This window comes from Methylobacterium brachythecii, from assembly GCF_014196345.1.
GTDB classification, from domain to species: domain Bacteria; phylum Pseudomonadota; class Alphaproteobacteria; order Rhizobiales; family Beijerinckiaceae; genus Methylobacterium; species Methylobacterium brachythecii.
This window is the reverse complement of sequence record NZ_JACIDN010000006.1, coordinates 284,682-310,696: the sequence shown is the minus strand read 5'-3', so window position 1 is coordinate 310,696 and position 26,015 is coordinate 284,682. Positions and strand designations below refer to the sequence as shown.

Annotated in this window: 20 protein-coding genes and 1 pseudogene; 15 read left to right on the top strand and 6 right to left on the bottom strand. The window is 67.7% G+C overall.

Going from position 1 to position 26,015, the window contains the following annotated elements:
- Nucleotides 1–17: 17 nt before the first annotated feature.
- From biuH to atzF, 5 genes are all read left to right on the top strand, one after another.
- Nucleotides 18–707 carry a biuret amidohydrolase gene (gene biuH / locus GGR33_RS17405; protein ID WP_425488796.1) on the top strand — a complete coding sequence of 230 codons (690 nt, stop codon included), beginning with the start codon at nucleotides 18–20 and terminating at the stop codon, nucleotides 705–707.
- A gap of 5 nt (nucleotides 708–712) precedes the next feature.
- Complete coding sequence (locus GGR33_RS17400) at nucleotides 713–2,257, top strand: ABC transporter ATP-binding protein (RefSeq protein WP_183507492.1); 1,545 nt, start codon at nucleotides 713–715, stop codon at nucleotides 2,255–2,257.
- Between the two features lie 150 nt (nucleotides 2,258–2,407).
- Nucleotides 2,408–2,677, top strand: coding sequence for a hypothetical protein (locus GGR33_RS17395; protein WP_284210913.1), 270 nt, complete (start codon nucleotides 2,408–2,410; stop codon nucleotides 2,675–2,677).
- A 154-nt stretch (nucleotides 2,678–2,831) separates the two neighbouring features.
- Nucleotides 2,832–3,779, top strand: a complete 948-nt coding sequence (locus tag GGR33_RS17390) for a LysR family transcriptional regulator (RefSeq protein WP_183507741.1) — start codon at nucleotides 2,832–2,834, stop codon at nucleotides 3,777–3,779.
- 114 nt (nucleotides 3,780–3,893) lie between these two features.
- The gene (gene atzF, locus GGR33_RS17385) at nucleotides 3,894–5,726 is read left to right on the top strand and encodes an allophanate hydrolase (protein WP_183507490.1); all 1,833 of its coding nucleotides are present in this window, start codon (nucleotides 3,894–3,896) and stop codon (nucleotides 5,724–5,726) included.
- On the opposite strand, the gene GGR33_RS17380 is transcribed toward atzF, so the two are convergent.
- On the bottom strand, nucleotides 5,727–7,535 hold the full coding sequence (locus GGR33_RS17380; protein WP_183507488.1) for an adenine deaminase C-terminal domain-containing protein: 1,809 nt from the start codon (nucleotides 7,533–7,535) through the stop codon (nucleotides 5,727–5,729).
- A 91-nt stretch (nucleotides 7,536–7,626) separates the two neighbouring features.
- Here GGR33_RS17380 and GGR33_RS17375 point away from each other — a divergent pair, with 91 nt between their 5' ends.
- Genes GGR33_RS17375 through GGR33_RS17360 form a run of 4 tightly spaced genes read left to right on the top strand, consistent with a single transcriptional unit; the run spans nucleotide 7,627 to nucleotide 10,413 of the window.
- Nucleotides 7,627–7,845, top strand: a complete 219-nt coding sequence (locus tag GGR33_RS17375) for a DUF4089 domain-containing protein (RefSeq protein ID WP_183507485.1) — start codon at nucleotides 7,627–7,629, stop codon at nucleotides 7,843–7,845.
- 4 nt (nucleotides 7,846–7,849) lie between these two features.
- Nucleotides 7,850–9,247, top strand: a complete 1,398-nt coding sequence (locus GGR33_RS17370; RefSeq protein ID WP_183507483.1) for an AtzE family amidohydrolase — start codon at nucleotides 7,850–7,852, stop codon at nucleotides 9,245–9,247.
- A gap of 14 nt (nucleotides 9,248–9,261) precedes the next feature.
- Nucleotides 9,262–9,645: an oxalurate catabolism protein HpxZ gene (hpxZ, locus tag GGR33_RS17365; RefSeq protein ID WP_183507739.1), complete on the top strand. Its 384-nt coding sequence runs from the start codon at nucleotides 9,262–9,264 to the stop codon at nucleotides 9,643–9,645.
- Between the two features lie 48 nt (nucleotides 9,646–9,693).
- Entirely contained in the window at nucleotides 9,694–10,413 is a 720-nt protein-coding gene (locus tag GGR33_RS17360; protein WP_183507481.1) for a GntR family transcriptional regulator, read from the top strand.
- A 9-nt stretch (nucleotides 10,414–10,422) separates the two neighbouring features.
- Here the strand turns inward: GGR33_RS17360 and GGR33_RS17355 are convergent, their stop codons facing one another.
- Complete coding sequence (locus GGR33_RS17355; protein WP_183507480.1) at nucleotides 10,423–10,839, bottom strand: nuclear transport factor 2-like protein; 417 nt, start codon at nucleotides 10,837–10,839, stop codon at nucleotides 10,423–10,425.
- 197 nt (nucleotides 10,840–11,036) lie between these two features.
- On the opposite strand from GGR33_RS17355, the gene GGR33_RS17350 reads away from it, so the two are divergent.
- The 6 genes from GGR33_RS17350 (at nucleotide 11,037) to GGR33_RS17325 (ending at nucleotide 19,549) form a co-directional block, all read left to right on the top strand.
- A complete protein-coding gene (locus GGR33_RS17350) occupies nucleotides 11,037–12,218 on the top strand; it encodes an ABC transporter substrate-binding protein (RefSeq protein ID WP_183507477.1) in 1,182 nt (393 codons plus the stop codon).
- Nucleotides 12,219–12,228: 10 nt separating this feature from the next.
- The gene (locus tag GGR33_RS17345; RefSeq protein ID WP_183507475.1) at nucleotides 12,229–13,098 is read left to right on the top strand and encodes a branched-chain amino acid ABC transporter permease; all 870 of its coding nucleotides are present in this window, start codon (nucleotides 12,229–12,231) and stop codon (nucleotides 13,096–13,098) included.
- 4 nt (nucleotides 13,099–13,102) lie between these two features.
- A complete protein-coding gene (locus tag GGR33_RS17340) occupies nucleotides 13,103–15,571 on the top strand; it encodes a branched-chain amino acid ABC transporter ATP-binding protein/permease (protein WP_183507473.1) in 2,469 nt (822 codons plus the stop codon).
- Nucleotides 15,572–15,715: 144 nt separating this feature from the next.
- The gene (locus GGR33_RS17335; protein ID WP_183507471.1) at nucleotides 15,716–16,447 is read left to right on the top strand and encodes an aspartate/glutamate racemase family protein; all 732 of its coding nucleotides are present in this window, start codon (nucleotides 15,716–15,718) and stop codon (nucleotides 16,445–16,447) included.
- Nucleotides 16,448–16,531: 84 nt separating this feature from the next.
- Entirely contained in the window at nucleotides 16,532–18,028 is a 1,497-nt protein-coding gene (locus GGR33_RS17330) for an NCS1 family nucleobase:cation symporter-1 (protein WP_183507469.1), read from the top strand.
- Nucleotides 18,029–18,109: 81 nt separating this feature from the next.
- Complete coding sequence (locus GGR33_RS17325; protein WP_183507467.1) at nucleotides 18,110–19,549, top strand: acetamidase/formamidase family protein; 1,440 nt, start codon at nucleotides 18,110–18,112, stop codon at nucleotides 19,547–19,549.
- 48 nt (nucleotides 19,550–19,597) lie between these two features.
- Here the strand turns inward: GGR33_RS17325 and puuE are convergent.
- From puuE to GGR33_RS17305, 4 genes and pseudogenes are all read right to left on the bottom strand, one after another.
- Nucleotides 19,598–20,548 (bottom strand): annotated as a pseudogene (gene puuE, locus GGR33_RS17320) (allantoinase PuuE); the annotation flags it as partial.
- Between the two features lie 49 nt (nucleotides 20,549–20,597).
- Entirely contained in the window at nucleotides 20,598–23,396 is a 2,799-nt protein-coding gene (locus GGR33_RS17315) for a molybdopterin-dependent oxidoreductase (RefSeq protein ID WP_183507462.1), read from the bottom strand.
- Entirely contained in the window at nucleotides 23,393–24,208 is an 816-nt protein-coding gene (locus GGR33_RS17310) for an FAD binding domain-containing protein (protein WP_183507460.1), read from the bottom strand. Before GGR33_RS17310 ends, GGR33_RS17315 begins: the two co-directional genes overlap by 4 nt.
- A gap of 307 nt (nucleotides 24,209–24,515) precedes the next feature.
- Entirely contained in the window at nucleotides 24,516–25,979 is a 1,464-nt protein-coding gene (locus GGR33_RS17305) for a nucleobase:cation symporter-2 family protein (RefSeq protein WP_183507737.1), read from the bottom strand.
- Nucleotides 25,980–26,015 lie beyond the last annotated feature (36 nt).

The window sequence follows — 26,015 nt, the reverse complement described above, 5'->3', positions numbered from 1 at the left end:
CCATGCCCGCCGCAGGAATGCCGACCAACGGCCGGTACGCCGAGGCTAAGCCCTATCCCTGGCCCTGGGACGGCGACCTGCGGCCGGACAACACGGCGCTCGTCATCATCGACATGCAGACCGACTTCTGCGGCGTCGGCGGCTATGTCGATACGATGGGCTACGACCTCGCGCTCACCCGTGCGCCCATCGGGCCGATCGGCAGCCTGCTCGCCGCCGCGCGCCGGCTCGGCTACCACGTGATCCACACCCGTGAGGGCCATCGTCCTGATCTCGCCGACCTGCCGGCCAACAAGCTCTGGCGCTCGCGCCAGATGGGCGCCGGCATCGGCGATCCCGGCCCCTGCGGCCGCGTGCTGGTGCGCGGAGAGCCCGGCTGGGAGATCATCCCCGAACTCGCGCCCCTCCCCGGCGAGCCGATCATCGACAAGCCCGGAAAGGGCTCGTTCTGCGCCACCGATCTCGAGCTGATCCTGAATCAGCGCGGCATCCGCAACCTGATCCTCACCGGCATCACCACGGATGTCTGCGTGCACACGACGATGCGCGAGGCCAATGACCGCGGCTTCGAATGCGTCATCGTCACCGACGGCACGGCCGCCACCGATGCCGGCAACCATGAGGCCGCGCTGAAGATGGTGACGATGCAGGGCGGCGTGTTCGGCGCCATCGCCTCCTCCGAGGCGCTCCTCGCGGCGATGGGCTGACCACGATGGAGCCGGATGCCCCCGCTACCGGCGCCATCGGCGTCGAGACCATCGGCATGACGAAGCGCTTCGGCGCCTTCACCGCCCTCGACGACGTCTCGATGAAGATCGAGCCGGGCGGCTTCCACGCCCTGCTCGGCGAGAACGGCGCCGGCAAGTCGACCCTCGTCAAATGCGTGATGGGCTTTTACGCGCCGACGTCAGGTTCGGTGCTCGTCGATGGCCGCGAGGCCGAGATCACCAACCCGAAGGGCGCGCAGGCGCGCGGCCTCGGCATGGTCTACCAGCACTTCACCCTAGTGCCCTCGCTGACCGGCGCGGAGAACCTCGTGATCTCCCGCGCGGATGCCCCGGCGATCCTCCACTGGTCCTCGGAGCGAGCCGCGCTCGCCGACTTCATGGGGCGGATGCCGTTCAAGCTGAACCTCGACCGCCCGGTCGCCGAATTGGCGGCCGGTGAGAAGCAGAAGCTCGAAATCGTCAAGCAGCTCTATCTCAAGGCTCGCTTCCTGATCCTCGACGAGCCGACCTCGGTGCTCACCCCGGCCGAGGCCGAGGAGGTCCTGGGCCTGCTCCGCGCCATGACGGATCGCGGCGATCTAAGCGTGCTGATGATCAGCCACAAATTCCGAGAGGTCGAGACCTTCGCCCGCTCACTCAGCGTCCTGCGACGCGGCAAGCTCGTCGGCGGCGGCGCGGTCGGCGTCCTGTCGCGCGACGACATGGCGGCGATGATGATCGGCGAGCGCACGACCCGGACCATCGCCGCGCGCCTCGGCGAGCCGGATCCCGAGCGCGAAATCCTGCGCGTGGAGAAGGTGACCGCCACGGATGTCTCGGGCCTGCGCCACATCGCCATCGACGACCTGCGCGTCCGGGCGCGGGAGATCGTTGGCATCGCAGGCGTGTCGGGCAACGGACAGAAGGAACTCGCCGACGTGCTCGGCGGCCAGATCCGCGCCACCGGCGGCCGGGTCGTCGTCGCGGGCACGCCCTATACTGGCAAGCGGGTCGAGAGCCGCTCGCGCCGCGTGCGCTTCATCCCCGAGGAGCCGCTGCGCAACGCCTGCGCGCCGCGGATGTCGGTGGCCGAGAACCTCGCCTTCCGGGCCTTCGACAGGCGCGGCGACGATCCGCAGAAGCCGCCGACCCTGTGGCTCGACAAGGGTGCCATGTCACGGCGCGCCAAGGACCTCATCGCCCGCTTCAAAGTGAAGACCGCCTCGTCCGAAGCGCCGATCGCTACGCTCTCGGGCGGCAACGTCCAGCGTGCGGTCCTGGCTCGGGAGCTGACCGATCCGGTCGATCTCCTGATCGTCGTCAACCCGTGTTTCGGCCTGGACTTCGCCGCAGTATCCGAGATCCGCAACCGGATCGTCGCCGCGCGGAACGGCGGCGCGGCGGTCCTGCTGATCAGCGAGGATCTCGATGAGATCCTCGAATTGTCCGACCGCATCGTCGTAATGTCGGAGGGGCGGCTCGTCTACGAGACGCTGGCGGCGGAGGCGGAGGTCGGCGCGATCGGGCAGCATATGGCGGGGCATCACTGACGGGGCACCGATCTTGCCGATCGATGTCTTTTCGATTTTTTCGAACGTTTCCATCGATCTTATTCGGGTTTTGCGAGGAGCTGCGCGGGTCCACTTTCACTCCATCAGATGACGGCAACAGGCCGCCACACCGAACTGATGGAGCCCGCCGTGTCCCGTATCCTCACCGCTTCCGTTCTCGCCCTTTCCCTGGTCGCTGGTCTGCCGGCCGTCGCCTCGGCCCAGAGCTACACCGCTCCTGCCGGCATCCCGGCCGCTGCGGCTCCGGGTGGCTTCGAGGGCAGCGCCGCCGCCTCCAACCTCTCGGGCTACGACGGCCGGTCGTACCGCCAAGCCCCCGGCGAGGTCTCGGTGGAAGGGATCTACACCACCAGTTCGATCGCCGCTCCACGTGCCCACCGCTCCGGCAGCGCCCGCTGAACGCAGACGCCAAACGGTCTCTCGCAAAGCCGGTCCGCAGGGGCCGGCTTTTTCGCGTCTGCCGCATCGAGGCTCCAGGGCCACGGTTTCGGCTTCAGGCTTGCTTGCCGAACTCCTCGAAGCGCCGATCGGCGCATCGTTCGAGGAGTTCGGCATGGCGGCCGTCGGAACCCCGACGCTCGATCAGCTTCGGGTTTTTCTGTGCGTGGTCGAGACCGGGAGTTTCGCCGCGGCCGGGCGCCGGCTGAACCGGGCAACATCGGTGATCAGCTACGCCATCGCCAATCTGGAACTGCAGCTCGGCTTGCCGTTGTTCGATCGGGAATCGACCCGTAAGCCGCAGCTGACGGAAGCCGGCCACGCCGTGCTGGCCGAGGCGCGCACGGTGACTCACAGTCTCGATGGCTTGAGGGCGAAGGTCAGCGGCATGCTGAGCGGCCTGGAAGCCGAGGTCAGTCTCGTCGTGAGCGTGCTGATGCCGGGTGAGCGGCTTGTCGATGCCCTCCGTGCGTTCCAGGTGCAGTTTCCAACGGTCGCCTTGCGGCTGAACGTCGAGGCGCTCGGAGCGATCCAGCAATACGTCTCGACTGGCCGCGCGGTGATCGGCATCGGCGTGGAGCTGTGGGACCGAGCGAGCGACCCTCTGGAGCACATTGCAGTGGGCGACGTCGAAATGCTGCAGGTCGCGGCGCCCTCGCACCCGCTCGCCACTGCGGATGCCTCGACGCCGGGCGCGGCGCGGGATCACATCCAGCTCGTCATCGCCGACCGCTCGCCTCTGTCGGAGGGCCAGGAATTCGGCGTGGTCGCTACCCGCACTTGGCGCCTGTCCGACCTCAGCTCGAAGCACACGCTGCTGTTGGCCGGCATCGGCTGGGGCAGCATGCCGGCCCACATGGTCCAGGCCGATCTAGATGCCGGCCGTCTGGTCGAATTGCACATGCCGGAAGCCAAGCACCGCCGCCTGCCCTTCACCGCGATCTACCGCACCGACAGGCCGCCGGGTCCAGCCGGCCGCTGGCTGATCCGACGCTTCGCCGAGCAGGTGTCGGATCCCCCTGTCGAGGCCCAGGAGGGTGCCCGGGCCCTGGCGGAGACATGAATGCGATCGCGTTCCCGCGAACGTGGCAGCAGGCTTGCTCGAGTGGACGCACGGCACGACGGATGCAGGCTGTCCCGTGGTCAGCCCTCCCGCATGTATACATGAGAGGCAGCAATGCACGCTGGTGAGCAGAGTGGCGCGAGCCTTGGCCTTCCCTTGATGCTGACGCTCGCCGCTCTGCGCGCGGTCTACGCCGAGGGATCGATGAGCCCGGTCGATGTAGCGACCATCGTCGCCGACCGGATGGAGTCCTCGACCGATCCGGCGATCTTCATCACGGCGCTGCCCCGCGCGGCTCTGATCGCCGCGGCCCGCGCCTTGATGGCGGAGCATCCAGAGCCGAATTCGCTCCCGCTCTGGGGCGTCCCCTTCGCGGTGAAGGACAATATCGACGTCGCGGGCCTTCCCACCACAGCCGCTTGCCCTGCCTTCGCCTACACGCCCGAGCACGACGCCCGTGTGGTCGAGCGTCTGAAGCAGGCGGGCGCCCTCGTCACGGGCAAGACCAACCTCGACCAGTTTGCCACCGGCCTCAACGGTACGCGGTCTCCTTATGGCGCTCCGCGCAGCGTCTTCTCCGCCGACTACATTTCCGGTGGGTCGAGCTCCGGCTCCGCGGTGGCGGTCGCGGCGGGTCTTGCGAGCTTAGCGCTCGGCACCGACACCGCCGGCTCCGGCCGAGTGCCCGCCGCCTTCAACAACCTCGTCGGCATAAAGCCGACACCGGGCCTACTCAGCACGACCGGCCTCGTGCCCGCCTGCCGCAGCCTCGACTGCATCACCGTGTTCTCGCTCAGCGTCGCGGATGGCATCGCCATCCGCCGCATCGCCGAAGGCTTCGATCCGGCAGACAGCTACGCGCGCCGCATCGAGGCCGCCGCACTCCCGGCCAGTCCCCGCTTCGGCGTTCTGACGGGGACCGATCGCGAATTCTTCGGCGATCGAGAAACCGAGCGGCTCTACGACGCATCGGTGGCGCGGCTCGAGGCCAAGGGCGCCATCGCCGTCCCGTTCGACTACGGTCCTCTCCGTGAGATCGCCGAGCTACTCTATGGCGGCCCGTGGGTGGCCGAGCGGCTTGCAGCGGTCGAGACGTTCTTCGGCTCGAATGCCGATGATTTCGATCCGAGCGTGCGCGCCATCGTCGCGTCTGCCGAGCGCTTCAGCGCCGTCGATGCCTTCAAGGGCCGCTATCGGTTCGAGGCACTGAAGCGCGAGGCCGAGGCCATTTTCGCGCGCGTCGATCTGCTACTGCTGCCGACCGCCCCCACCACCTACACGGTCGCCGAGATGCAGGCGGAGCCGATCACGCTCAACAGCCGCCTGGGGCTCTACACCAACTTCGCCAACCTGCTCGGCCTTGCCGCGATCGCCGTCCCGGCAGGCTTCCGGAGTGATGGCCTGCCGGCGGGCGTAACGCTGGTCGGCCCGGGCGGCAGCGACGATGCACTGGCGCCCGTCGCCGACGCACTTCACCGCGGTGCATCCTGCGGCTCGGGCCTCGACCGTGAAGCCGTCCTGCCCAGTCTGGCGGAGCCGAGACAGGCGGAAACGGCCATCTCGCTCGCCGTGGTCGGTGCCCATCTCTCGCGTCTGCCGCTCAACGGAGAGCTGGTCGCGCTCGGCGCGACCTTGCAGCGGAAGGCGCGCACCAAGGCCGATTATCGGCTCTATGCCCTGCCCGGCACCGAGCCTGCGAAGCCAGGTCTGGTTCGCGATCCCGGCTTCTACGGACCCGGAATCGAGATCGAGATCTGGTCGCTCCCGCCCGAGGGGTTCGCACGCTTCGTCGCGGCGATCCCGGCCCCGCTTGGGATCGGCAAGATTGCCCTCGCCGATGGCGGCTCCGTCACCGGCTTCCTGTGCGAGGCGCACGCGGCTGCGGGCGCTCGGGACATCACCCAGCATGGCGGCTGGCGAGCCTATGTCGACGCGCTGCGCGCGTGATCAGGCCGCCTCGAAAAGCGGCACTTGCTGCATCTCCGGCACCAGCACGAGTCCTTTGTCGGTGATGCGGATCTGCGGGATCACCGAGAGCGGGATCAGGTTGAAGCCCATATAGGGGATCGCGCAGCCGGCCTTCTCCCAGGCAGCCTTCAGTGCCCTCACCTCTTCCGCGACCGCGTCAACCCGCTTGTCCGACAGCAGCCCCGCGATCGGCAGCGGCACCAGCGCGACGACCTGGCCGTTCTCGACTACGCTCACGCCCCCGCCGACGGCCTCGATGGCCTGCAGCGCTATGCGCATGTCGGCCTCGTCGAGTCCGGCGACGATGCCATTGTGCGAATCGTGCCCGACGCTGCTCGCCACTGCGCCGGCCCTCAGGCCAAAGGCGCTGAGCAGGCCATGCGCGACGTTGCCGCCGAGCCCGTGCCGCTCGACCACCGCGACGTGGCAGAGGCCGTGCGACGCGAGGGTCGAGGCCCAGTCCGCGCCCGGTGTCAGTGCGATCCGCTCGTGCACGAGCTCGATGCCGGGCAGCGATGTGCGGATCGCGTTGACCATGCACGGTCCGGCGGGAAGCGGCGGCACGAGCGCGGGCAGCGGATCGGGCAAGTGTATCGTCGCGTAGGCGGGCCCAGGATAGCGATACGGCCTCGCCAGCGCGGCCTCCAGGCGCGGCGTTGGCTTGCGGCTCTCCACGACAAGCTCGCCGCCATACCAGGTCGATTGCGGCACGAGGTCGTCGTCGAGAAGCACGAGATCGGCGCGGCGCCCCCCGCCGAGACCGCCGATCTCGCCATCGAGCGCATAGCGCGTAGCCGGATGCAGAGAGCCCATCGCCCAGGCGGCCGGCTTCGGGATGCCCATGCGCACAGCCTCGCGCACCACCCAGTCGAGACCGAAATTCAGCAGGTCGTCGGCATCGCGGTCGTCCGTGCAGGCGCAGACCCGTTTCCAGGCGGCCCCGTATTCGGTCACCGTGCCGATTGCCTTGGGCAGCGAATGCCAGGGCGTCGTTGGCGGCCCCCCGCGCAGGAAAATCCAGACGCCGGCTTCCAGGAGGTCGTCGGCGATGTCGGCATCGATCGCTTCGTGCGTGTCGGTGACGCCGCTCGCGGCATAGGCCGCCACGAAGTCGCGCCCGTAGATGTGGCCCGAGACCGGGCGTCCCCGCTCAAGCGCCGCCGCGATGATCGCGTGCGCACGCGGCTCGCCCATCGCTACGGCGACGAAGTCCATCTTCTCCCCGAGTCCGAGCGCTTCGGGCCACGCATCGAACAGGGCCGCGATCTTCTCGGGCGTGAGATCACCGCCGGCCGTTTCAATGGCCGGAGTGGTCGCTGGTACCGTGCTCGGCACCGTCAGGTAGATGTTGAGGGGTGCCTCGCGGGCATCCTCGAGCATCCATTCGATTCCCTTGGAATCGAGGACGTTCCCGATCTCGTGGCTGTCGCAGAAGATCGTGGTGGTGCCGTTGATCAACGCGGCCTCGGCATAGGCGCAGGCCGTGATCATGCTGCTCTCGATGTGGAGATGCGGATCGACCAATCCGGGCGCAATCAATCCGCCGGCCGCGTCGTAGCGAGGAGCGCCACCCGTGTGTGAGCCGGCGGCTTTCACCGCCGCGATCCGGCCGCCGGCGATCCAGATTTCGCGGTCTGGCAGGATGCGCTCGGAATAGGTCGAGAGCACGTGCGCGCCGGTGATGACGAGATCGGGCTCGGTCCGGCCGCCCGCTACGTCGGCGAGGCGGCGCGTCATCCGGCTCAGGGGTTCGACGGAGAATCGATTGAGCGGCTTGAATTCGGTCATCGCGTTCCTTCGCCCTGGACTCGGATCGGCGGCCGCGCCCGACGTCCAGTGGCGCGAGCGTTGCAGGCGGCCAGCATAGCCGATGCCAACGATGGTTTCCCGGAGGGCTGCCTTGCCGACAGAGACGAGACCCGAGTTCGATCCGGAAGCCTATCTGCAGGCAGGCCTCGGTCTGCTCGACCTGACCATCGAGCCGAACTGGGCGCCAGCCATCGTCGCGAACCTGAAGGTGCTCCAGGCGGCGGCCGCCCTCGTCGGCGGCTTCGCGCTGCCTGACGAAGCCGAGGCGGCTCCGGTGTACGAGGCGTGATGCGATGACGGATTTTGGCACGGCTTCGGCCGCAGAGATCGCGTCCGCTGTCTCGGCGGGCCGTGTCGGCGCGCATGCGGTCACCAGCACTGTCCTGGAGCGTATCGCCCGGCTCGACGGGCGCGTGAACAGCTTCACGGACGTCGTCTCGGAACGCGCCCTGGCGCGTGCGGACGCGCTCGATGCCGCCAGGGCGCGCGGCGAGGCGCTCGGCCCTCTGGCCGGCGTGCCGTTCGCGGTGAAGAACCTGTTCGACGTCGCCGGCCTGCCGACGCGCGCCGGCTCGAAGATCAATCGTGAGCGGGCCCCCGCCGAGCGGGACGCGACGCTGATCGCTCGGCTCGAGGCGGCGGACGCGATCCTCGTCGGCGCTTTGAACATGGGCGAATACGCCTACGACTTCACCGGCGAGAACCTGCATGACGGGCCGACCCGCAACCCGCACGATCTCGGCCATATGTCCGGCGGATCCTCCGGTGGCTCCGGTGGCGCCATCGCGGCGGGTCTCGTGCCGCTGGTGCTGGGCTCGGACACCAACGGCTCGATTCGCGTGCCGTCGGCCCTGTGCGGCTGCTTCGGGCTGAAGCCGACCTATGGCCGGCTCAGCCGAGGCGGCACTTTTCCCTTTGTCGGCAGCCTCGACCATCTCGGGCCGATGGCGCGCAGCGTCGAGGACCTCGCCCTCGCCTTCGACGCGATGCAGGGGCCGGACCCGGCCGATCCCGTGGTGGCGGATCGCGGCATCGAGCCGACGGCTCCCACTGTCGATTCCGGCATCGGCGGGCTTCGGGTGGCCGTGGCCGGCGGATACTTCGCGCGCAGCGGCGATCCAGAGGCCTTCGAGGCGGTTCGGACGCTCGCCAGCGCCCTCGGATGCGAACGGACCGTCGACATCCCCGAAGCGGCGCGCGCCCGCGCCTCCGCCTATCTCATCACCGCGGCCGAGGGCGCGACCCTCCATCTCGATCGGCTGCGCGAGCGCGGCGGCGATTTCGACCCGGCCGTCCGCGACAGGCTCATCGCCGGCGCGGTGATGCCGGCGCCGTTCGTCGAACGTGCCCAGCGCTTCCGCCGCTGGTATCGCGCCGCCGTGCTTGACCTGTTCCGTGAGGTCGACGTCATCCTGGCGCCGGCCACGCCCTGCCGGGCACCGCGCCTCGGCCAGAAGACCTTCGTGCTCGATGGCGTCGAATTGCCGGTCCGGGCCAATCTCGGCATCTTCACGCAGCCGATCTCGTTCATCGGGCTGCCGGTCGTCGCCGTTCCGGTCTGGCCGGATGACGGGCTGCCCCTCGGCGTGCAGATCATCGCCGCACCGTGGCGCGAGGAGGTGGCGTTGCGGGTGGCGCGCCATCTCGAACGCGAGGGGCTGGTGCGGGCTCCGGTCGCCAAGCTGGATTGAAGGACGTGACCACGATGCAGATCGACGATGCCGAGGCGAAGGCCGAGGTCGAGGCGGCTTTCGCCCGCTACGAGGCCGCGCTCGTCGGCAACGACGTCCCGACGCTGGAGGCCCTGTTCCACGACGATCCGCGCACGATCCGGTACGGCGGAGGCGAGAACCTCTACGGCATGGATGCCATCCGCACCTTCCGGCGTTCGCGCCCGTCCCGGGGACTGGACCGGGAGCTGTCGGACACGGTGATCACCACCTATGGCCGCGACCATGCCGTCGCCATGACCTTGTTCCGACGCGGCAACGCCCCCGGAAAGGTCGGCCGCCAGAGCCAGACATGGGTGCGCTTTCCGGACGGGTGGAAGGTCGTGGCCGCGCATGTCAGCGTGATCGACGAGCCCTGAGCCCGATCGCGGCCAGACGAATGCATGACGGATTGCACCACGGTTTCGATGACCAGCACTACGAAAGTGTCCGAGAACGGCGACCGTGTCGGCTCGATCTGCCGCGCCCTGCGACGGGCCATCGTCGAGCGGGCGCTTGCTCCCGGCGACCGCCTGCCGGAGGATGCTCTCGGCGAGCGTTTCGGCGTCAGTCGCACCATCGCGCGGCAGGCCCTGGGCCGGCTCGCGGGCGAGGGGCTGGTCGATCTGCGCCGCAATCGGATCTCCGTCGTGGCGACGCCGAGCTGGGATGAGGCGCGCGACACCTTCGACGTGCGGATCGGGCTGGAACGGCTCGTGATGCGCCGTCTTGCGGGGCGGTTGAGCGCGGAGCAGCGCCAGACGCTTCTCGACCAGATCAAGCGCGAGGAAGACGCCAGAAGCGGCCCCGAGGCGGTGTCGATCCGGCTCGCCACCGAGTTTCATCTGATGCTGGCCGAGATGACCGGAAGTCCCGTGCTGAGCCGGTACGTGGCCGAGGTCGCCTATCGCTGCGCCCTGATCCTGTCGCTCTACAGCCGGCCGCATTCCTCGGATTGCGCCGTGAGCGAGCATCGCGACGTCGTGGCCGCCCTGGTCGAGGGCGATGCCGAGTGCGCCAGCACCCTCATGGACCACCATCTCGACGCGGTGGCAGAGCGGGCCCGCATCGTGCCGCAGACCCCGCGCGAGCGCGATCTCGCCCGGCTGCTGGCCCCCTACGTCGAATCGGCAGACGGAGTGGCCTGACCCCGGCCCTCAGGCCGTGATGCCGTGCTTGGTCAGCAGGCGTTCGGCGCTGTCGTTCCAGACCTCCATCGTGACGATGAGGCCGTCGCGCACGGTGAAGCGGTCGACGTAGCGGTTGCCCTCGAACGGCGTGCCGTCGGGCCATTCGCCGTAGAGCGTGCCGAGGCTGTAGACGGTGGTGACGCCGTCACCTGGAACGACGTCGAGCCGCTCCATGCGCTTCTTCACCCAGGCATAGCGCCCCGCGTTGAACGCCGTGACCCCGTTGGGGTGGTCGAAGACCCTCGCGCCGGTGAACACAATCTTCGTGCCTGGCGCCATGTAGCGGGCGGCCGTCTCGGGATCGGGCACCATCGAGGCTTCGAGATAGGCGGTGACATTGGCCGCATCGCGGGCCGTGGTGTCGGCGTGTCTCGGTTCGCTCATCGCGTGATCTCCTCTCTCACCAGACTGCCGCAAAGTTCGAAAAAGTGCATGCAGCAAGTGTATGCACTTTGACGATGGATTGAGCACGGGCTGCTCGGAAACGTGCATGACCGGAGGCCCTGTGCCGGTATGCGCCGTGACCTCGGGTGGCACGGGCGTTGCGCTTGAAGGCGAACGCCCCTGCTCGGAGACGCGCCATGTCCTCCCTCCTACCTCGCTCCCTACGCCGCATCGTGGTGACAACGACCGCCTTGCTCGGACTTGCCGTCGCGGGGGCGCAGGCGGCCGACACCGTCAAGATAGGCCTCGTCACTGCGCTGAGCGGACAATCCGCCAAGTCGGGCGAAGCGATCTCCCGCGGCATGGGGCTCGCCATCGACGAGATCAATGCGAAGGGCGGCGTCCTCGGCCGGCCGCTGGAGCTGGTTGCGCGCGACGACGAGGCAAATCCCTCGAAAGGCGTGCTGGCCGCCCGCGAGCTGATCCAGCGCGTCGGCGTGGTTGCCGTGGTCGGCGGCCTCGATACGCCCGTCTCCATGGCGATCGTGCCCATCGCAAACCAGATGAAGGTGCCTTTCTTGGGCCCCTGGGCGGCCGGAACCGGCATCACCCGTAACGGCGCCGCCGACAACTTCGCATTCCGCGTCTCGGCGGTCGACGCCCTCGTCGACGAGGCGCTCGTCGCCTACGCGGTGAAGACCTACGGCGCCAAGAAGCCGGGCATGATCCTCGTCAACAACGCCTGGGGCGAGTCGAACCAGAAGGGCCTCAAGGACGCGCTGCAGGCGGCGAGCCTTCCGACGGCCGGCATCGAGAAATACGAGGCCAACGACGTCGACATGGTGCCCCAGCTCTCGCGGCTGAAGGAGGCCGGTGCCGACACGCTATTCCTCGTCGGCAATGTCGGCCCCTCGGCGCAGGTGGTGAAGTCACTTGACCGGATGGGCTGGGCCGTGCCGGTGGTCTCGCATTGGGGCCCCGCGGGCGGCCGCTTCGACGAACTCGCCGGCCCGAGCGCCGCCAAGGTCCATTTCGTCCAGACCTTCACCTTCGCCGGGAACTCGTCGCCGAAGGCGACGGCCGTGCTCGACGCGCTGAAGGCAAAGTATCCGGCCATCAAGTCGATGGCCGACGTGACGCCGGCGGTCGGCATCGCCAATGCCTACGACGCGACCCACCTTCTGGCGCTCGCCATCGCGGCCGCCGGCTCGACCGAGGGCCCGAAGGTGCGCGACGGCTTCTACAAGATCGGCACCTACCAGGGCTTGATCAAAACCTACGAGAAGCCGTTCTCGCCCGAGCAGCACGATGCCCTGGGGCCGAAGGATTACGTCTTCACCCGCTTCAAGGACGGCGAGATCGTCGCCGTGACGAACTGAAGCCGCTGCGATGCTGACCTCCATCCTCGTCAGCGGCCTCGGGCTCGGCAGCATGTATGGGCTCGTGGCCCTTGGCTTCCACGTGACCTACGCCGTGTCCGGCACCGTGAACTTCGCCCAGGGCAGCTTCGTCACCCTCGGCGCGGTGCTGGCCTATTGGCTCGGGATCACGTTGGGCTGGCCGATGGCCGTCGCGGTCGTCGCGGCGCTGATCGGCTGTGCCCTGTTCGGGCTGCTCGTCGAGGCCGCTCTGGTGCGGCCCTTCGTCGAGCGCCGATCGGATGCCTGGCTGCTAGCGACGGTTGCGGGCGGCATCGTGCTCGACAACGCCCTTCTCTTCACCTTCGGCAAGGAGCCGCGCAGCCTGCCTTCGCCACTGGCCAGTAAGCCCGTGGAGATCCTCGGAGCGGGGGTCTACCCGCTGCAGCTGATCATCCCGGTGGTGGGGCTCGCCGTCGCCTTCGCGATCCGCACAGTGTTCCGCAAGACCGATCTCGGGCGCGTCCTGCTCGCGGTCGCGCAGAACGCCGATGCGGCGCGGCTGATGGGGATCAACGTCCGCCGCACGGTCGCCTGCGCCTTTGCCCTCTCGGCGACGCTCGCGGGCGTCGCCGGCCTGCTGATCGCGCCGCTGTTTTCGGTCTCGGCCGAACTCGGCACGCTGTTCGGCATCAAGGCCTTTGCCGTGGCGATCCTCGGTGGCATCGGCTCGGCGACTGGGGTGATCCTGGCGGGCCTGCTCTACGGCTTGGTCGAGGCCGGCGTCACCGCGACCCTCGGCTCGACCTACACGCAGCTCGTCGTGTTCTCGGTGATCATCCTGGCGCTGGCCCTGCGCCCCGACGGCCTGCTCGGCCGCGCTGCGGTCAACAAGGTCTGACCCGATGCACCGTCTTCGCTCAGCCATGGCGATGCGGCTCTGCATCGCGGCGCTCACCGCCGCCGCGTTCGGCCTGATCGCGCTGACCTCCGGCTACAGCCATTTCGTGATCGCGCTGGTCGCGCTCACCACGGTGGCGGGCGTCGGCCTCAACGTGCTGCTCGGCCTGACCGGGCTGATCTCCTTCGGTCATGCCGGCTTCTATGCCATAGGCGCCTATGCCAGTGCTATCCTGACGCTGAATGGGGTGAGCTTCTGGCTGGCGCTGCCGGCGGCGGCGATTGTCTCGGCCGTCGTCGGCGCGCTCGTCGCGGTACCGGCGATGCGGGTGAAGGGCCCCTACCTCGCCATGCTGACGATCGCCTTCGGCTTCATCGTCGAGCACGGCCTGATCGAAGGCGGGGAATTGACCGGCGGACAGAACGGTCTCGTGGTCACCGATGCGCCCACCCTGCTCGGCGCGCCTCTGTCGCCGGCCGGTCTGGCGACGCTAGCGGTGCTCGCGGCGTCGCTGAGCCTGTTCGGCTTTCATGCCCTCGCCCGCAGCCGCCTCGGCCAGGCGATGCGCGCCGTACGCGACGCCGACGTCGCCGCTGCCGCGCTCGGTTTCGATCCGGTTCGCGTGAAGACCCTCGCCTTCGCGATCTCCGCCGCGCTGACCGGGCTCGCCGGTGCCGTGCTGCCGCCGCTGATGCTGTTCATCGCGCCGAGTTCGTTCCCGTTCTCGCAATCGATCCTGTTCGTGCTCTTGGTGATCGTCGGGGGCGCCGGAACCGTACTCGGTCCGCTCTTCGGCGCCCTGGTCACTGTGCTGCTGCCGGAAGCGCTGTCCGGGCTCGCCGAATACCGCCTACTGTTCTTCGGCCTCGTGACGCTGGCCGTGCTCTGGCTGGTGCCGTCGGGCCTCGTCGGAAGCCTCGGGCGCCTGCTGCCTCGCGCCCGCGACGAGCGGGTCGAGAGTGCCGATGCGGATGTTCAGCTACTCGAGCCTGCCGCGGGCGAGGCGCTCGTCGTCGAGGGGATCGGCATCCGCTTCGGCGGGATCACGGCGGCGGAGGGCGTCGCCGTCACGGCTCTGACGGGCGCCGTCACCAGCGTGATCGGACCGAACGGGGCCGGCAAGACGACCGTGCTGAACATGATCTCGGGCTTCTATCGCCCGAGCACCGGCGCGATCCGGCTCGGAACCCGCGACCTCGCCGGCAGGCCGGCGCACGTCATTGCCCGGGCCGGTATCGCGCGCACCTACCAGACCACGCGCCTGTTCGGATCGCTGGCGGTGGTCGACAACGTCGCTCTCGGTTTCGCCCCGGGCCGCCTCTCACGCCTCGTGCGTGCCGAGGATCGCAAAGCGGCGTCGGCGCTTCTCGCCTTCGTGGGCTACCAGGGCTCGCTCGATCGCCCGGCCGCTGAATTGGCCCATGTCGACCGACGCCTCGTCGAGATCGCCCGCGCGCTCGCCGGTGGGCCGGCCGTTCTGCTGCTCGACGAACCTGCCGCAGGTCTCTCCCGCGCCGATACCGACACGCTCGCGAAATTGATCCGCAGGATCGCCGATCACGGTATCGCCGTGGTGCTGGTCGAGCACGACATGCCGCTGGTGATGGGGATTTCGGACCACATCCTCGTCATGGATGCCGGCAAGCCGATCGCGCAGGGAAAGCCCGCTGAGATTCGTCGCGATCCGGTGGTCCTGCGCGCCTATCTCGGCGGCGCAAATACGCCGGCACGGCCACGCGGCGCGCCCTGGCAAGGGCCGGCCGATGCCGTTCTTTCCGTCCTGGACCTGACGGCGGGCTACGGCGCCGCGCCCGTCCTCGACCGGGTCGGGCTCGACGTGCGCCCCGGCGAGACCGTCGCGCTTCTCGGCGCGAACGGCGCCGGCAAGTCCACCGCGATGCGGGCCCTCGCAGGCCTGCTGCGCCCGGTGGACGGCGCCGTCGTGTTCGACGACCGTCGCGTGAACGCGCTTCCGGCGCACCAGATCGCGCGGCTCGGGCTGATCCTGGTGCCGGAGGGACGCCAGGTTTTTCCGGAGCTCAACGTCGTCGAGAACATTCGGCTCGGTGCCTTCGGGCGCGGCAAGGCGATCGATCCAGCCGAGATCGAACGCCTGCTCGACCGGTTTCCGCGCTTGCGCGATCGTGCCCAGAGTCGTGCGGGCCTGCTCTCGGGCGGCGAGCAGCAGATGCTCGCCATCGCCCGTGGACTGATGGCGCATCCGCGCATCCTGCTGCTCGACGAGCCTTCCCTCGGCCTCGCTCCGGCAATGATCAACGCGCTCTACGCAACGGTGGCGGAGTTGCGCGACGAGGGCGTCACCATCCTCATCGTCGACCAGATGGCGGCGCTGGCCCTCACGGTCGCCGATCGCGGCTACGTGCTGGAGCAGGGCCGCGTGGTCGCCAGCGGAACCGCCGCGGAGCTGTCGGGGGACAAGGGCCTGGAAGCCGCCTATCTCGGTGCGGCGTAACGGGACGACAAGGACCGTGAGGCTCCCCTCGCGAGCGTTGGCCGCGCCATCGCCCGCTCGCGACTGCGTACGGAGGCCAGCAAGAGGCACGAATTCCGCTAGGCCTTGTACGACTGTTGATGGCCTCCCGCTCAGCGAGACCTCGTGCGCATTCTCCTGATCAACCCGAATACGAGCGAGAACGTCACGGATCTGGTCACCAGCCATGTCCGACGCATTGCCGCCCCGTCCGTTGATGTCGTCCCAGTCACGGCACGGTTCGGCGCACGATACATCGCGAGCCGCGCGGCGCTTGCGATCGCGGGTCACGCGGCGCTCGACTGTCTCGCCGAGCATGTCGAGGGCTGCGACGCGGTGTACCTCGCCTGCTTCGGCGATCCGGGACTCTACGCGCTGCAGGAAGTCTCACCGGTGCCGGTCGTCGGCATGGTCGAGGCGTCATGCCGGGCCGCAGCGGAGACCGGCCGCTTCGGCATCGTCACCGGAGGCGCACTCTGGGAGGCGATGCTGCGCGAGATCGTTGCCGTCATGGGCCTCGCCGATCGTTTCACCGGTGTGCGGACCATCGCGCCGACTGGCGGCGAGATCGCCCGCGATCCGAATTTGGCGCTCGCTCATCTGGCAGAGGCCTGCGGGCTCTGCGTCTCGGAGGACGGCGCCGAAGTCGTGATCCTCGGGGGAGCGGCTCTGGCCGGTCTCGCCGCGCGTATCCAACCTCACCTGTCCGTCCCGGTGATCTGCTCGGTCGAGGCTGGCACCCGTGCAGTTCTCGCCGCTCCCGGCGCCAAGATCACGCAGGTCGGTGCGAGAGCAGCGATGGAAAGCATCGGCCTCGGCTCGGATCTCGCTGCGTTGCTCGCAGGTCGAACCAAGTAACTGGCGGCCCCGGCCTCGTTTCGGCTTGGCACACCGATTGCGCCGTCAGGGCGAGGCGCTGGCGACGGTCACACCGGGGGCATCATGGCAGGGGCGAGCGAGACCGCGCATGGGGGAGCCATCCCCGACGAGCATCCCGCAGTCATCATCAAGCCGGCCTACGACGAAAATCTGGTCAACGAGGATCTGGCGCCGCTGCGCAATCAGACCTGGAGCGCCTACAACATCTTCGCCTTCTGGATGTCCGACGTGCATAGCGTCGGCGGCTACGTCACGGCCGGCAGTCTGTTCTCGCTCGGGCTCGTGAGCTGGCAGGTGCTCGTCGCGCTGATCATCGGCATCCTGATCGTACAGTTCTTCTGCAACCTCGTCGCGAAGCCGAGTCAGGTAACGGGCACGCCCTACCCCGTCATCTGCCGCGCTTCCTTCGGCGTGAAGGGCGCCAACATTCCCGCCATCATTCGCGGGCTGATCGCGGTCGCCTGGTACGGCATCCAGACCTACCTCGCCTCCGCCGCCTTCATGATCGTCGCGCTCAAGTTCTTCCCGAACCTCGAACCCTACAGCGATCTCAAACAGCATGGCTTCGCCGGGCTTTCGACCCTCGGCTGGGCCTCGTTCATGGCGCTGTGGGTGCTGCAGGCCATCGTGTTCTGGCGCGGGATGGAGGCGATCCGCGTGTTCATCGACTGGGCGGGTCCGGCCGTCTACGTCGTGATGATCGCTCTCGCCGCCTATCTCGTCGCGAAGGCGGGCATCTCGAATGTCGGGCTGACGCTGGGCGAGGTGAAATATACCGGCTGGGACGCCGTACCCGTGATGTTCAACGCCATCGCGCTCGTGGTCTCCTACTTCTCGGGACCCATGCTGAACTTCGGCGACTTCTCGCGCTACGGCAGCAGCTTCGAGGCGGTGAAGAAGGGCAACTTCTGGGGGCTGCCGGTAAATTTCCTCGGCTTCTCGCTGCTCACCGTCATCACCACCTCGACGACGCTGCCGGTCTTCGGCCACCTCATCACCGATCCGGTGGAGACGGTGAGTCGCATCGACAGCACGTTCGCGGTGGTGCTCGGCGCCTTCACCTTCATGACGGCGACCATCGGCATCAACATCGTCGCGAACTTCGTCTCGCCGGCCTTCGACTTCTCGAACGTCTCGCCGAAGGTGATCTCCTGGCGGATGGGCGGCATGATTGCGGCCGTCGGCTCGATCTTCATCACGCCGTGGAACCTCTACAACAACCCGGCTGTGATCCACTACACGCTGGATATCCTCGGCGCCTTCATCGGGCCGCTCTTTGGCATCCTGATCGTCGACTTCTTCATCGTGAAAAAGCAGCAAGTCATCGTCGACGACCTCTACACTATGAGCCCGAGTGGCGCCTACTGGTACGAGGGTGGCTACAACCGGGCCGCCGTGATGGCGATCATTCCCTCGGCCCTCGTGCCTGCCCTCTGTGCCGTGCTTCCCGGCCTAGAGGGCCTCGCCAACTTCACCTGGTTCATCGGCTGTGCGCTGGGCTACGGCGTCTATGCCTATCTGATGAAGCGTCAGCCTGACCTCGCCGCTCAACCCGGCTGAGCGAAAGACGGAGCGGCCGGGGCGAGCTTGGCGGCTGCCTTGCATACACGGCTCGGGACCTTTCAGCTGCGGAGAGACACGATGTGCCTTGGCGACGATCCGACCTGTGCAGCCTTCGCGGAGCATCGCCTCCGCTATCAGCGTGACATGCAGCCGGAGCGCCGTGCCTTTCTGAAGAGCAGCTTCGTGGCCTCGGGCGGCGCGGCTGCCATCGCCGCGGGCGGTCTTTCGCTCGTCAGCCCTGCCCTTGCCCAGGCGAGCGGCAAGGCCGTCACGCAATCCGCGCACTACCATCTGCCGGCCTCGGCGGAGACCGTGCACTGGGGCTATTTCAGCAAGAACCTGAAGCCGCAGGTCGAGATCGCCTCGGGCGACTACGTCACCATCGAGACCCTGACCCATCATTCCAACGACGATGCCGAGCGCATGGTGACGGGTGATCCCGGCGCCGAGAGCGTGTTTCTCTGGACCAAGGATAAGAAGGGCGTCGCGCGCCGCGGCGCTGGCCCCGAGGATGCCAAGCTCGGCCCTGGCGGCGGCCTCGGCGTCCATATCTGCACGGGGCCGGTGGCGATCCGCGGCGCCGAGCCGGGTGACGTGCTTGAGGTGCGCATCCTCGACGTCGCGCCGCGTCCGTGCGCCAATCCGAAGTTCAAGGGCTCGACCTTCGGCAGCAACGCAGCCGCCTGGTGGGGCTACCACTACGACGACATGCTCGAGGGCAAGAAGCGCGAGGTCATCACGATCTACGAGGTCGATGCCTCGGGCGGTCGCGACTGGGCGAAGGCCGTCTACAACTTCCCCTGGCCGGGCGTGACCGACCCCAACGGCGTGCTGCACCCGACGATCGACTATCCGGGCATTCCCGTCGACCACAGCAAGACCCAGCGCACCTACGACGTGCTCAAGGGCATCCGCGTGCCGATCCGCCCCCATTTCGGCACGATGGGCCTCGCGCCGGCCGAGGCCGACATGGTGAACTCGATTCCGCCGAGCTACACCGGCGGCAACATCGACAACTGGCGCATCGGCAAGGGCGCCACGATGTACTACCCGGTCGCCGTGTCGGGCGCCCTGTTCTCGGTGGGCGATCCCCATGCCAGCCAGGGCGATTCCGAGCTCTGCGGCACGGCCATCGAGTGCTCGCTTACCGGCACCTTCCAGTTCATCCTTCACAAGAAGGCCGATCTCGCCGGCACCTCGCTGGAAGCGCTCGACTTCCCGATGATCGAGACCAAGGACGACTGGGTGCTCTCGGGCTTCAGCTACCCGAACTACCTGAAGGACCTCGGGCCGGACGCGCAGAACGCGATCTTCTCGAAGTCGTCGATCGACCTCGCCATGCGCGATGCCTTCCGCAAGATGCGGTCCTTCCTGATGCACGCGAAGGGGCTGACCGAGGACGAGGCGATCTCTCTGATGTCGATCGCCGTCGATTTCGGCATCACGCAGGTCGTGGACGGCAACTGGGGCGTCCATGCCATCGTCAAGAAGGCGATCTTCTCGGAGAGAACGACCTGAGCGGAACGCCCCCACATCGACGCCCCGGCGGCAAACTGCCGCTCAAGCGGACGGGTGGTTGGCGATCCAGTGCCGGGCGATGTCGATGCGGCGCGTCAGCCAGACGTCCTGATGCGCCGCGACGTGGTCGAGGAAGCGGATCAGCCCCGCGATCCTGCCGGGGCGCCCGACCAGTCTGCAGTGCAGGCCGATCGACATCATCTTCGGCGTCTCGGCCCCTTCGGCGTAGAGCACGTCGAAGGTGTCGCGCAGGTAGGTGAAGAACTGCTCGCCGGTATTGTAGCCCTGGGCCACGGCGAAGCGCATGTCGTTGACCTCCATCGTGTACGGCACAATGAGGGCCGGCGCTTTCGGACCCTGCATCCAGTAGGGCAGATCGTCCGCGTAGGAATCGGCGAGGTAGGTGAAGTCGCGCTCCATCGCGAGGTCGCGCGTCTGGGCGGAGAAACGCCCGGTGTACCAGCCGAGCGGGCGCTCGCCGGTGATCTCGGTGTGCAGGCGGATCGCCTCGTCCATGTCCGCCGCTTCCGCCGCGCGCTCGAAATGGGCGTAGTCGATCCATTTGAGGCCGTGGCTGGCGATCTCCCAATCCGCCTCGCGCATGGCGGCGACGGCCTCGGGGTTCCGGGCCATCGCCGTGGCGATGCCGAACACCGTGAGCGGAATTCCGCGTGAGGTGAACAGGCGCCAGATCCGCCAGAAGCCGGCGCGCGCGCCGTATTCGTAGATCGACTCCACCGTCATGTGCCGCCGGCCGGGCCAGGGGTGCGCGTCGATGATTTCCGTCAGGAAGGCTTCCGAGGCCTGATCGCCGTGCAGGATGTTGTTCTCCCCGCCCTCCTCGTAGTTGAGGACGAACTGCACGGCGATGCGGGCGCCGCCTGGCCAGTGGGCCTTCGGCGGTGTCCGTCCGTAGCCGATCAAATCACGCGGGTAGGTCAATCCATTTGCCTCGTTGCGACGGCGCGCTCCTATTCCGTCGGCTGCACCGGGAGCCATCGGGGGCGCGCTCGTCAAGGCACGAGAGAACGCGCCAGAGTTGCCGCCCTCACAGACTCGCGACGGCGATGGCTTCGGAGCGGTCAGCTTTTGCCCTGGCCTCCCGGTCTGCGACTGCCTGCATGACCTGACGGAAGATGCGGTCCGGTGCGAAGGGCGTCGCTGTCAGCCGTGCTCCCGTGGCGTCGCGGATCGCATTGGCGAGCGCGGGCGCGACCGGGTTGTAAGGCGACTCGCTCATCGACTTGGCGCCCAGCGGGCCGACTCGGTCATAGGTCTTGGCAAAGAGCACGCGAGTCTCGGGGACGTCGGCGCAGGCCGGGATGTGGTAGTTGCGGAAGGTCTGCGTGACGACGCTGCCATCCTCGGCAAAGCGGTAATCCTCGTAGAGCGCTGCGCCGAGCGCCTGGGCGACGCCGCCCTCCACCTGGCCGCGGCACTGCATCGGGTTGATCACCACGCCGGCATCGGCCGCCTGAATGCTCGCCAGGATCTTCACCTCGCCGCTCGCCGGGTGCACAGCCACGCGGAACGCCTGGACGTTGAAGGCGACCGAGCGTGGGCTGCCATCGGCCGTCGCGGTCGCTTCGATCGGTGCGAAGTCGGAGAGCGGGACGCGTCCCATCGGCGTCTCGACCGCATCCATCGCTAGCCGGCACGCGTCCGGGTCGACGCCTTGCCGCGCGGCGGCGGCCTCACGGATCATGACCGAGAGTGCCAGGGCGGCGCGATGGTTCGCCTGTCCCGCTACCACGGTGCCGGTACTGCCATAGGCGCCCGTGTCGTGGGGAACGGCATCGGTGTCGGCCTGAGTCAGCCGAATGCGGTCCGGCGTTGTGGCAAGCGCCTGCGCCGCGAGTTGACCATGCACCGTGCTGGTGCCGTTGCCGAATTCGGCCGTCCCGACTGACAGCGCGTAGCGGCCGTCCGTTTCCAGGCGGATCCGGGCATGGGCGTAGTGTCCACGCGGCGGGATGGTGTCGATCATCGCCATCGCCATGCCCTCTCCGACGAGCCAGGACGGATCGGGCGGCGCCTCGCCGGAATGCTCTGCGAGCGCGGCCTGAGCGAGGTCGAGGCACTGGTCGAGGCCGTAGGAGCCGTACTCGACGTCGTGCGGTTCGAGGCTGGTGGAGACCATGGGGTCGCCCGGGCGCACGGCGTTGCGGCGGCGCATTTCGAACGGGTCGATTCCGAGCCCACGCGCGAGCTCGTCCATGGCCGACTCGATGGCGAAGATGGTCTGGCTCAGGCCGTAGCCGCGGAAGGCGCCGGAGGGCAGCGTATGCGTGTAGACGCTGTAGCCCTCCACCCGTTTGTTGGGGCTGTTATAGGCGGAGATGCACTCGTTGCAGCCATGGTGCAGTACGCCGCCGGCATGGTTGGCATAGGCACCGGTATTGGCGAGCACTTTCAGCGAGATCGCGGTCAGCGTGCCGTCCTTCCGAGCGCCGAGCTTGACCCGAACCCGCATCGGGTGGCGGGTCGTCGTCGCCGTGAACTGCTCCTGGCGGGTCAGCTCCCATTTCACGGGCCGTCCGGTCCTAAGCACCGCCAGGGCGACGAGATCCTCGGTGAGCATCTCCTGCTTGCCGCCGAAACCGCCACCGACCCGCCCGCAGAGAACCCGCACCCGGCTTTGCTCAAGCCCGAACAGGTCGCAGAGCGCATCGCGGGTCAGGAAAGGCACCTGAGTCGAGGAGCGCACCACGAGCCGGCCTTCGGCATCGCGCCAGCCGATCGCGCCATGCGTCTCCAGATGCGCGTGCTGCACGCGCTGAGTGACGTATTCCTCTTCGTAGACGAGGGCGGCCTCGGCGAAGCCCGTTTCGACGTCGCCGATCGCGCCATGCACCTCGGCGGCGAGGTTCGGGTGGGCATGAATCGGCGGCGCGTCTTCCCCCGGCCGAGGTGGCTCGCGGTCGCCGGGGTCGTGCACGAGCGGTGCGTCGGCGGTCAGCGCGATCTCGGGATCGAGCAAGGCGGCGCGCGGCGCGTAGGTGACGACGAGCGCGCGAACGCCAGCCTCGGCCGCCGCCTCGCTCTCGGCCAGGACTGCGGCGACCCGCTGGCCGACGAACCGGACGATCGGATCGAGCATCAGCGTGTCGGGCGCGTCGTCAGCCCTGATCTGGTGACGCCCGGTGGAGAAGCGCTGCGCGGGCACGTCCTCGTGGGTGAACACCGCCACGACGCCCGGCACGGCGAGCGCCGCCTCGCGGTCGATCCGTAAGATGTGAGCATGGGCGTGGGGAGAGCGCAGCACCTTGAGGTGCAGCAGGTCGTCGACGGCGAGGTCGAGCGTATAGGCCGCCCTCCCCGCGACGACGGCCGCGCTCGCGGGCGCCGGCAGATTGCGCCCGACCGGCGCCTCGCAGGATTGCGGCGCCTCGGCATGAGCCGTTCCCGCGATGGCGTCGCGGATGGCGCGGTAGCCGGTACAGCGGCAGAGGTTACCCTTCAGCGCCGTGCCGAGATCCCGCCGCTGGGCCTGATCGAGCGCAGCGGCCGTCATGATCATGCCGGGTGTGCAGAAGCCGCACTGGAAGCCCTGCGCATTCAAGAAGGCCTCCTGCATCGGATGCCGGTTCTCGGGCGCGCCCCCTCCGGGCCGGCAGGTCCCCGCCAAGCCCTCGACCGTGGTGACGGCTCTGCCTTCCGCCTTAAAGGCGGGGAGCAGGCAAGAATGCACGGGTTCGCCGTCGACATGGACCGTGCAGGCGCCGCAATCGCCGGCATCGCAACCCTTCTTGACGCCGAACCAGCCGAGCTCTCGCAGGAGGGTTCGAAGACACTGCCCGGGTAAGGGCGCGGCCTCCTGCGCCTGCCCATTCACCGTCAGCCTCATCGCGCGAGTTCCCGGCGAATCTCTTCCGCGAGAAGCAACGTCACATGACGTCGCCAGTCCGGCGCCCCATGCACGTCGTCGTACCAATCGGCCTCGGCGATCGCTCCCGCGATCTCTTCCCGCAGCGTGTCCGCCGAAGGAGTTGGTCCAATCGCGATCTGCACCGGACAACGCGTCGATGCCGTGATGGTCAGCGTGAGGTTTTGGTCCGCATCCAGTGTACCGATTACCAAGGCCCCGGAGCGGCCATTCGGACTCAGCGAGATCCGCCTAAATGCGGTGCGCCGACCGAGCGCTTCAGCCGGCATCGAGATGCTTCGCAGAATCTCGCCCCGCCCCAAGGTGGTCTTCTGGGGCCCGAGCACGAAATCGATCACCGACACGCGCCGCTCCGCTGCGTTCGGCGAGACGATCGTGCAGACGCCGTCCAGTGCGGCTGTCAGCGCGATCATCGGTCCTGCGGGCAAGGCCATGCACAGGTTGCCGCCGACCGTGGCCCGATTCCAGATCTTGAAGGAGCCAAGCAGCGCGCGGCAGCACTCTCCGATCAGCGGGGAAGCGATCCACCCACTCGGCAATTCGAGCCTATCCAGCTGCGCGATCGTGCAAGTCGCGGCCAAGGCAAGGCCTTCATCAGAGACCGTGCTGGGAGCCCATTCGAGTGCCGCGAGATCGATCAACCGGCGTAGATGCGGTTGCGGCTCCGAGAACAGCCACGTGCCTCCGGCGAGCCACGCATCTCCGTCCTGCCAATCCGGAAGGACGTCCGGCCTTTTCGGCTCGATGATCGACGTGATGCCACTCAGATCCATGGCCTAGCTCGTAAGCAAGACTCCGTCCAAAATGGCTCTACGCGATTTGGCGTTCTCCAATGCGATGCGCGGTTTGGATCTTCTCGTAATGGTGCGGCGGCACCCGACGATCGGCTGGCTCAGCCCCATCGAATTCGAGAACCCGGTCAATCTAACTTAGGACGGTGTCCGCCGAACCGGCAGCAGACCGCGATCCGTCTGGCGACTCTACCGGAGGAAGCGATGGTTTTGGAGCTTCGAAACATCGATCGTCGGCGTCGATCGGGGGCCTTGCCCGGCACTCTTCTCGACTGTCCTCACTCGACCATCAGTGCACTTTGGCGGCGACGACCGGTATCTCGGTGCCTTTCGCGTCGTAAAGCTTGCCGTTGAGGAAGCGGTCGCCGTCGAGAAGGCGAGCGATGTCCTGATGCCGGATGGTTCGCTCGGTCCCCGCCACGAAGACCGATTGCTGATCCGAGTTTCCCAGTTTGAGGTGATTGAAGAGCAGGTTGAGGACGATCGCCATCAAAGCAGCCGAACTGATGCCTGAATGAAAGATGGTGGCGACCCAGGCCGGAAAGTGCTCGTAGAAGCTCGGGGACGCGATCGGGATCATGCCGAAGCCGATCGACGTCGCGACAATCACGAGGTTCATGTTGTTCTCGTAGTCGACCTTGGACAGCGCGCGGATGCCGCTCGCTGCGACGGTTCCGAAGAGAACGATGCCGGCCCCTCCGAGAACGGAGCTCGGTACCGCCGCGACGATGCGGCCCATCACCGGCAGCAGTCCCAACGCGACCAGGAAAGTGCCGCCGGTCGCCACCACGTAGCGGCTCTTCACGCCGGTGACGGCGACGAGGCCCACGTTCTGGGCGAAGGCGCTTTGCGTGAACGACCCGAAGATGGGAGCGAGAATGCTCGACAGCATGTCGGCCCGGAGTCCGTCGCCCAACCGCCGAGAATCGACTTTCGTCTCGACGATCTCGCCTACGGCCAGGATGTCGGCCGACGTTTCGACGAGCGTCACCATGATCACGATGAACATCGAGATGATGGCTGCGACCTCGAAGGTGGGATAACCGAAGTGGAAGACCGTCGGCGGGGCTAGGAACGGCCCATTCATTACCTGCGAGAAGTCGGTCATTCCGACTGCGTACGCGACGCCGGTGCCGATGATGATCGCGAGGAGGATGGACAACCTGGAGATCGATGCGCTCCCGAGCTTGCTGAGCAGAAGGACGATCACGAGCGTCACGGCGGCGAGCTGGATGTTGGCCGGCCGACCGAAGTCCGGCGAAGTCTTGTTACCTCCCATAGCCCAGAAAGCCGCGACTGGCATGAGCGTCAGCCCGATCGTGGTGATGACGATCCCGGTCACGAGCGGAGGAAAGAACCGGGTGACCCGTGAGAAAACCGGCGTGATCAGCAGGCCGATTGTCGAAGCCGCGATGACCGCTCCCAAAATCGCTGGAATGCCGCCGTTGCCCGAGATGGCGATCATGGTCGCGACGCCGGAGAAGGACACGCCCTGCACGAGTGGCAGGCGGCTGCCGAAGAAGGGCAAGCCGATGGTCTGAAGAATGGTGGCGAGGCCGCCGGTAAACAGCGAAGCCGTGACGAGAAGCCCAACATCGTTCGAACTGAGCCCGGCCGCTTGGCCGAGGATCAATGGTACGGCGACGATTCCGCCATACATCGTCAGGACATGCTGAAGTCCGTAGGCGAGATTGGCGCAAACGCCGAGCCTCTCATCTTCGGGATTCTGGCCAGTCGCCCTCTCCTCTGTCATTGAGGTCACGGCGGTCTCCTCCATGATTTTTTTCGA